Annotated in this window: 7 protein-coding genes and 1 rRNA gene; 5 read left to right on the forward strand and 3 right to left on the reverse strand. The window is 68.2% G+C overall.

The window, feature by feature from the left end:
* Nucleotides 1-2: 2 nt before the first annotated feature.
* Entirely contained in the window at nucleotides 3-464 is a 462-nt protein-coding gene (locus ABCR94_RS31590) for a hypothetical protein (RefSeq protein WP_347124033.1), read from the reverse strand.
* A 103-nt stretch (nucleotides 465-567) separates the two neighbouring features.
* On the opposite strand from ABCR94_RS31590, the gene ABCR94_RS31595 reads away from it, so the two are divergent.
* From ABCR94_RS31595 to proC, 3 genes are all read left to right on the forward strand, one after another.
* Nucleotides 568-1359, forward strand: coding sequence for an ABC transporter ATP-binding protein (locus tag ABCR94_RS31595; protein ID WP_347124035.1), 792 nt, complete (start codon nucleotides 568-570; stop codon nucleotides 1357-1359).
* Nucleotides 1356-2093: an ABC transporter permease gene (locus ABCR94_RS31600; RefSeq protein WP_347124037.1), complete on the forward strand. Its 738-nt coding sequence runs from the start codon at nucleotides 1356-1358 to the stop codon at nucleotides 2091-2093. The genes ABCR94_RS31595 and ABCR94_RS31600 overlap by 4 nt, the downstream gene beginning before the upstream one ends.
* Nucleotides 2094-2637: 544 nt before the next feature.
* Nucleotides 2638-3447, forward strand: coding sequence for a pyrroline-5-carboxylate reductase (gene proC, locus ABCR94_RS31605; RefSeq protein ID WP_347124039.1), 810 nt, complete (start codon nucleotides 2638-2640; stop codon nucleotides 3445-3447).
* 78 nt (nucleotides 3448-3525) lie between these two features.
* On the opposite strand, the gene ABCR94_RS31610 is transcribed toward proC, so the two are convergent.
* Entirely contained in the window at nucleotides 3526-4227 is a 702-nt protein-coding gene (locus tag ABCR94_RS31610; protein WP_347124040.1) for a cysteine hydrolase family protein, read from the reverse strand.
* A gap of 74 nt (nucleotides 4228-4301) precedes the next feature.
* Between ABCR94_RS31610 and ABCR94_RS31615 the strand changes: the two genes are divergently transcribed.
* Nucleotides 4302-5318 carry a GlxA family transcriptional regulator gene (locus ABCR94_RS31615; RefSeq protein ID WP_521978262.1) on the forward strand — a complete coding sequence of 339 codons (1017 nt, stop codon included), beginning with the start codon at nucleotides 4302-4304 and terminating at the stop codon, nucleotides 5316-5318.
* Here ABCR94_RS31615 and trpS read toward each other — a convergent pair.
* Nucleotides 5285-6283 (reverse strand): tryptophan--tRNA ligase, encoded by a 999-nt coding sequence (gene trpS, locus ABCR94_RS31620; protein WP_347124041.1) that lies wholly within the window; start codon nucleotides 6281-6283, stop codon nucleotides 5285-5287. The two genes, ABCR94_RS31615 and trpS, sit on opposite strands and share 34 nt — an antisense overlap.
* Before the next feature lie 848 nt (nucleotides 6284-7131).
* On the opposite strand from trpS, the gene ABCR94_RS31625 reads away from it, so the two are divergent.
* Nucleotides 7132-7820: ribosomal RNA gene (locus ABCR94_RS31625) — 16S ribosomal RNA — on the forward strand; the annotation flags it as partial.

Consider the following 7820-nt stretch of genomic DNA (forward strand, 5'->3'; position numbering starts at 1 on the left):
AGTCACCGCTTCGTACGCGACATCTTCCCCACCAGCCCCACCGCACCGAGCACCAACGCGCCCCGCCACAACCCGTCCCACATGCTGCCGAAGAAGCCTTCGGCCAGGAGGACCTGCCGCGCGACCAGGTCGGTGACGACCAGCAGCGCGGCGGGCACGGCGGCGACCCGCCACGGGTGGGCCGTGGCCCAACGCCGTATCCGGCGATCCGCGGGCGCACCCTGCCGACCGCCGCGCGCCGCGCCCGCACCGCCAACCAGGAAGAACAGCATCAGCGCGACGGACAGCGAACCGGCCAGCACGCCGGTCCCGAACCCGCCCCCGTCGCCGATCGCACCGGCCGCGAACGCGACCCCGCCGCCCAGCGCACCGACCACGGCGGCGCTCCGCCACGGCCCGAGAGTCGCCGACGCGACAGCGAGACTGCGCCGCTCGGCCTTGGAGATTTCGCCTTTTTGCGTCATACCTCCACGGTCCTCGCGCCGCCGCCCCGAACGCCATGGGGGATGACCCTGACCCACCCCTGGGTTCTTGACGCGACCGTCCGCCAGGAGCATTATTCAACACATGATGAATTATGTCTCCGGATCAGCCACTCCGGCAACGGGGGCTGCCGTCGAGGCCCGCGGTCTCACGGTCGTACGTGGCCCCCGCACCGTCCTGCACGAACTCGACTTCGCCGTGACGCGCGGCCGTATCACCGGCCTACTCGGCCCGTCCGGCTGCGGAAAATCCACCCTCATGCGTGCCGTCGTGGGCACCCAGGCCAAGGTCACCGGCACCCTCGAAGTCCTCGGCCTCCCGGCGGGCGACGCCGCGCTCCGCCCCCGCATCGGCTACGTCACGCAAGCGCCGTCCGTCTACGCAGACCTCACGGCCCGCCAGAACCTCGACTACTTCGCGGCCGTCCTGCAACCCGGCCGCGCCCACCGCGACGCCCGCCACCAGACGGTGACCCGCGTCATCTCCGACGTCGACCTCGCGTCGCACGCAGACTCCCTGGCCGGCAACCTCTCCGGCGGCCAGCTCAGCCGTGTCTCGCTCGCCGTCGCGCTGCTGGGGACGCCCGAACTCCTCGTACTCGACGAACCGACCGTCGGCCTCGACCCGGTCCTGCGCCGCGACCTGTGGAGCCTCTTCCACTCCATCGCCGCCGACCGGGGCGCCACCATCCTGGTCTCCTCACACGTCATGGACGAGGCCGAGCGCTGCCACCGCCTCCTCCTCATGCGCGAGGGCGAGATCCTGGCCGACGACACCCCCGACACGCTGCGCTCCCGCACGCACACCGAGACGGTCGAAGAGGCCTTCCTCTACCTGGTCGACCAAGCCGACGCCCCCCAGGAGCAAGCCCGATGAACGCATCCCGCACCCTCGCCACCGCCGCCCGCGTCCTGGCCCAACTCCGCCACGACCCGCGGACCATCGCGCTGCTGATCCTCATCCCGGTCGTGATGATCACCCTGCTGCGCTTCGTCTTCGACGCAAGCCCGCAGACCTTCGACTCCATCGGCGCTTCGCTGCTCGGTATCTTCCCGCTGATCACGATGTTCCTGGTGACCTCCATCGCGACCCTGCGCGAACGCACCTCGGGCACCCTGGAACGACTCCTGGCCATGCCGCTCGGCAAGGGCGACCTGATCGCGGGCTACGCGCTGGCCTTCGGAGCACTCGCCGTCGTCCAGTCCGCACTGGTCACCGGCTTGTCGCTGTGGCTGCTCGACCTGGACGTGATGGGCTCCCCGTGGCTCCTGTTGCTGATCGCCCTGCTCGACGCACTGCTCGGTACGGCGCTGGGCCTGTTCGTGTCAGCCTTCGCAGCCTCGGAATTCCAGGCGGTGCAGTTCATGCCGGCGGTGGTCTTCCCTCAACTCCTCCTGTGCGGCTTGTTCACCCCGCGCGACCAGATGCAACCGATCCTGGAAGCGATCTCCAACGTCCTGCCCATGTCGTACGCGGTGGACGGCATGAACGAGGTCCTGCGCCACACGGAAGTAACAGCCACATTCATCCGGGACGCATCAATCGTGGCGGCCTGCGCGCTCCTGGTCCTGACACTGGGAGCAGCAACGCTCCGCCGCCGCACGGCGTAAGGAAGCACCAGACAAGGCACACCCACCCCACGAAGGAACGAAATCCCACCCCACCCCACCCCACCCCACCCCACCCCACCCCACCCCAGGCCGTCGCGTCCTACGCCCAAGAACCCACCCGCACTCGCGACACCCGCACTCACACACGCCCACCCCCACGCCCACTCACTCTCATCCCACCCCGCCCATTTCAGCCTGTCCGGCGTCTGAGGACCGGGACCGGCACGGGGGCGGACCACTTTCTTCCCACCCGGCCCCGTCTCACCCCGCCATTTCAGCCGTCCGGCGTTTGAGGGGCGGAGCCCCAGTTACGGGAAGGGGCGGGTAGGGGACAGCGCCGCAGGCAACCCGCACCCCACCGGCCCGCACCCACCCGCACCCACCCCCACCCGCCCCCATTCCGCCCACCGGACACCCACCCACCACCCCCGATGCGAAGATGTCCCGGACAAGCACCCCAGAGACCCGCACCCAGGGACATCCAGGGCCCCGCACCCAGAAGACCCGCACCCAGAGACCCGCACCCCACCGGCGAGGTGACCGCATGACCCAGACAGTCGCATTCCTAGGCACCGGAAAAATCGGCGAAGCGCTGCTCAGCGGAATGATCCGAGCCGGCTGGCGCCCCGCCGACCTCCTGGTCACCACCCGCCGCCCCGAACGCGCCGAAGAGCTCCGCACCCGCTACGGCGTGGAGCCCGTCACCAACGCCGAGGCCGCCAAGCGCGCCGACACCCTCATCCTCACGGTGAAGCCGCAGGACATGGGCAAGCTCCTCGACGAGCTCGCCCCGCATGTCCCCGCGGACCGCCTGGTCATCAGTGGCGCCGCAGGCATCCCGACGGCGTTCTTCGAAGAGCGCCTCGCCCCGAACACCCCCGTGGTCCGGGTCATGACGAACACCCCCGCCCTCGTCGACGAGGCCATGTCGGTCATCTCGGCCGGCAGCCACGCCACCGCCGAACACCTCCTCCACACCGAGGAGATCTTCGGAGGCGTCGGCAAGACCCTGCGCGTCCCCGAGTCCCAGCAGGACGCGGCCACCGCACTCTCCGGCTCGGGCCCGGCGTACTTCTACTTCCTCGTCGAGGCGATGACCGACGCCGGCATCCTCCTGGGCCTGCCCCGCGACAAGGCGCACGACCTGATCGTCCAGGCGGCCATCGGCGCCTCGGTGATGCTCCGCGACAGCGGCGAGCACCCGGTAAAGCTCCGCGAGGCGGTCACGTCCCCCGCGGGCACGACGATCAACGCGATCCGCGAGCTGGAGAAGCACGGTGTACGAGCCGCCCTCATCGCGGCCCTGGAAGCGGCCCGAGACCGCAGCCGCGAACTGGCCTCGGGCAACGGCTGACCCGGCTGCGTGCATCCCCCCGCACGCAGCCACTCCCTCAGCCCCAGTCCAACCCCTGTCCGACCCAAGCCCGTCCGACTAAAGCCCGTCCCCCGAGCTCCCCGAGCCGGCCGCCGCCCGCGCGAGCTCCTCCGTCCGCACCACCGTCGCGAACCCACCGCCGTGCAACGACACCGCGGTGGCCCGCGCCAGCTCGTCCGCGCTCAGCGCCCACCCCCACGGCCCCACCGCGTCGAAGGTGTACGTCGCATCCAGCGGGAAGAACACCTCGTACCCCAGATTCCCGCCCATCCGGGCCGTGGTCTCCGCGCACATGTTGGTCTGAATCCCGACGATCACCAGCTGCCCCCGCGCCCCACCAGCGACACCCCCCAGGCCACCACCGCCGCCAGCACCAGCACCGCCACCCGTGCCATCACCACTCGCCCCGCGCCCCGCACCGCCCCTCAGCCATGCATCCAGATCGGGCGTCCCGTAAAACGCCGAGTTCACGCTCTTCGTCACGAACAGCTCGCCCCCGGCCGCCACACCCTGCCCCCGCCGCTTCTCCACGTACTCCTTGAAGCCGTTCCCCGCGTACCCCACCCGCAGCGGCGACCCGGGCTTCACCGAGTCGTGCCGTACGAACACCACCGGCCGCCCCGTCGCCTGCCATACGTCGATCAGCGCGGCGATATTGTCATCGGCCGCCGGATTGTTCCGCACCCCCCAGTGCTCCTCCTCCTCGAACCCCTTCTGTACGTCGACAACCACCAGCGCTGCGTTCTCCGAGATCTCCATAGGAACGATGCTGCCGCCCCGATCCCGCGCCTCCCATACAACAAAAAGCCATCGACCGATGCTTTACTGCCAAGGTGCCCTCCCAAGCCAAGCCCCCACACGCATCCCCACCCCCACCCCACATCGCACTCCTAGCCTTCCCCGGCATCCGAGCCTTCGACGTCTCCGTGATCACCGAGGTCTGGGGCGTGGACCGCACCGATCGCGGCGTCCCCGACTTCACCCTGCGCCGTGTCGCCGAGGACCGGACCCCCGTCCCCATGCGCGGCGGCCTCACCCTCACCCCCGACCGCGCGCTCACCTGGCTCGCCGACGCCGACCTGATCGTCGTCCCCGGTCTCGACGACCACCTCGCGCCGGCCCCGCCGCGGATACTCGACGCGCTCCGCCGCGCCCATGACCGAGGCACCCCGATCGCGGCTCTCTGCGGTGGCGCTTTCACCCTCGCCCAGGCCGGGCTGCTCGACGGCCGCCGCGCCATCACCCACTGGAACCTCACGCACCTCCTGCGCACCCACCACCCCCACGTCACCGTCGTCCCTGATGCCCTCTACATCGAGGACAACAACATCTGGACCTCGGCAGGCACCGCCGCCGGCATCGACCTCTGCCTGCACCTGGTCCGGGCGACCCACGGCGCCGAGGCCGCCGCGGCCATCGCGCGCTCGATGGTCACGGCCCCGTTCCGCACCGGAACGCAGGCCCAGTTCATCGAGCATCCGACCCCCCGCGCGGACCGCGACGCCGATGCACTCGCCTCCGTACGCGAATACGCGCTGCGTCACCTCGCCGAGCCGCTCACCGTCACCGACCTGGCGGCCCGCGCCGGAATGTCCCCCCGCTCCTTCGCGCGTCACTTCACCGCCACCACCGGTACGACCCCACAGCGCTGGCTCATCACCCAGCGACTCGCCGCCGCGCAGAAGCTCCTCGAACGCACCGACCACCACGTCCCCGAGGTCGCCCGCCGCGCCGGCTTCGGCAGCGAGGTGACCATGCGCCAGCACTTCGCCGCCCACCTCGCCACCAGCCCGCGCGACTACCGCGCCGCCTTCCGTCAGCCCGCGGGCAGCAGCCCGATGGCCCCATAGGCAGCATCAACCCGCGGCCGGGCCATCCCCCGAGCCCGCTCGGCCCCCTCCTTCAGCACGCGGTCCACATGTCCAGGATCGGCCGCCAGCGCCGCGTGCCGCTCCCGCACCGGACGCAGCAGCTCGACGACAGCGTCGGCGGTGTCCTTCTTCAAGGCCCCGTACGACGCATACGCACCGGCCAACTCCGCAGGATCCCCGCCCCCACAGGCCGCGAGCACGTCCAGCAGATTCGCGACGCCAGGCTTGGCCTCCCGGTCGTACTCCACTTCGCTCCCGCTGTCGGTGACCGCCCGCATGATCTTCTTCCGCACCGCATCGGGTTCGTCCAGCAGATAGACGATCCCGGCAGTGGCCGCGTGCGACTTCCCCATCTTGGAAAAGGGATCCTGAAGATCCATGACCCGCGCCGCCACCGCCGGACGTGTGGCCCTGGGCACCACGAAGGTCTGCCCGTAACGCTGGTTGAAGCGGACAGCCAGATCCCGCGTCAGCTCGACATGCTGTGTCTGGTCGTCCCCCACAGGAACCTCATCCGTCCCATAGGCCAGGATGTCCGCCGCCATCAGCACCGGATACGTCAACAAGGACAGCCGCACACTCTCCCCAGCCGCCCGCGCCTGTGCGCTCTTCTCCTTGTACTGGATCATCCGCCGCAGTTCCCCGTCGGTGGCCGTGCACTCCAGTACGTACGCGAGCCGCGCGTGCTCATCCACATGACTCTGTACGAACACGGTGCACACGTCGGGATCCAGCCCGGCCGCCAGCAGCAGAGTCGCCGCCTGCCTGCTGAGTCTGCGTACCCGCGCCGGATCGTGCTCCACGGTCAGCGCGTGCAGGTCCACGACACAGAACAGCGCGTCGGCCCGGTGCTGATCGTCCTTGGCCCACCGCCGAACGGCCCCGAGGTAGTTGCCCAGCGTCAGGTGCCCGGTGGGCTTGACCCCACTGAAGATCCGCGTCATCTCTCTTACCTCCTGGTCGGAGCCGCCACTACCGGCGGCCGATCTCCCGGAGGGAGAACGCAAAACGGCCGCCGAAGCGGCGGCCGTTGAGTGCGCACATGCTGCCGGCCGCCGTCAGGCGGCCCGCCACTGCTGGGTGCACGTACGCGAAGTCACGGACCCAGCGTAGCCCGTAGGCCCTCGGTTGACAGGGCATTGACGCCTACGTAATATTCTCCGAGTTGTCCGACGTGAGTACCGGCCCCGGTCGGCCCCGGACAGCCATTCCGCAACAACGACCACTACGAACGACAGCCGTCGTCCCGTTTTGGCGCGCTTTTGCGAAATGTGGAATCCGTGTTCGAAGGAGCACCCCCGATTAGCTCGGGGACCAGGATTCCGCTAAAGTCTCACTCGTCGGAACGGCCCAACAGCCGGAAAGACAAAGCCCGCTGACTGGGAATCAGGCCCGAAAGGATCTGGTAGAGTCGGAATCGCCGGAAAGGGAAACGCGAAAGCGGGAACCTGGAAAGCACCCCGCCGACGGGGAATCGGACACGAAAGCGTCTGGTAGAGTCGGAAACACGAAATACCGAAGGGAAGCGCCCGGAGGGCCCCGTGAAAAGGGACCAAAGGAAGCGTCCGTTCCTTGAGAACTCAACAGCGTGCCAAAAGTCAACGCCAAATGTTGATACCCCGGCCCATCCTTTGTGGGTGGGTTGGTGGTTCCTTTGAAAAGACCCGGACGGCCCTTTTGCTTCGGCAGGGGGTGCGGCCGGGCAACACTAGCGAGGACGCTGTGGACATCACGCCTTATTCCGGCTGTGGTGTCCCGCTCGTCGTGTGTGTCTCCCGATTACGGGAAAACATTCACGGAGAGTTTGATCCTGGCTCAGGACGAACGCTGGCGGCGTGCTTAACACATGCAAGTCGAACGATGAAGCCTTTCGGGGTGGATTAGTGGCGAACGGGTGAGTAACACGTGGGCAATCTGCCCTTCACTTCGGGACAAGCCCTGGAAACGGGGTCTAATACCGGATAATACTTCCTGCCTCATGGGGGAAGTTGAAAGCTCCGGCGGTGAAGGATGAGCCCGCGGCCTATCAGCTAGTTGGTGGGGTAATGGCCTACCAAGGCGACGACGGGTAGCCGGCCTGAGAGGGCGACCGGCCACACTGGGACTGAGACACGGCCCAGACTCCTACGGGAGGCAGCAGTGGGGAATATTGCACAATGGGCGAAAGCCTGATGCAGCGACGCCGCGTGAGGGATGACGGCCTTCGGGTTGTAAACCTCTTTCAGCAGGGAAGAAGCGCAAGTGACGGTACCTGCAGAAGAAGCACCGGCTAACTACGTGCCAGCAGCCGCGGTAATACGTAGGGTGCGAGCGTTGTCCGGAATTATTGGGCGTAAAGAGCTCGTAGGCGGCTTGTCACGTCGGTTGTGAAAGCCCGGGGCTTAACCCCGGGTCTGCAGTCGATACGGGCAGGCTAGAGTGTGGTAGGGGAGATCGGAATTCCTGGTGTAGCGGTGAAATGCGCAGATATCAGGAGGAACA

This window comes from Streptomyces changchenzhani (genome assembly GCF_039766235.1).
Lineage (GTDB): Bacteria > Actinomycetota > Actinomycetes > Streptomycetales > Streptomycetaceae > Streptomyces.

What these genes read in the sequence shown, in the direction of transcription:
- ABCR94_RS31600 (WP_347124037.1), top strand. Translation starts at nt 1,356, where the DNA reads ATGAACGCATCCCGCACCCTCGCCACCGCCGCCCGCGTCCTGGCCCAA.
- trpS (WP_347124041.1), bottom strand. Translation starts at nt 6,283, where the DNA reads ATGACGCGGATCTTCAGTGGGGTCAAGCCCACCGGGCACCTGACGCTG.
- ABCR94_RS31610 (WP_347124040.1), bottom strand. Translation starts at nt 4,227, where the DNA reads ATGGAGATCTCGGAGAACGCAGCGCTGGTGGTTGTCGACGTACAGAAG.
- ABCR94_RS31595 (WP_347124035.1), top strand. Translation starts at nt 568, where the DNA reads ATGATGAATTATGTCTCCGGATCAGCCACTCCGGCAACGGGGGCTGCC.
- ABCR94_RS31590 (WP_347124033.1), bottom strand. Translation starts at nt 464, where the DNA reads ATGACGCAAAAAGGCGAAATCTCCAAGGCCGAGCGGCGCAGTCTCGCT.
- proC (WP_347124039.1), top strand. Translation starts at nt 2,638, where the DNA reads ATGACCCAGACAGTCGCATTCCTAGGCACCGGAAAAATCGGCGAAGCG.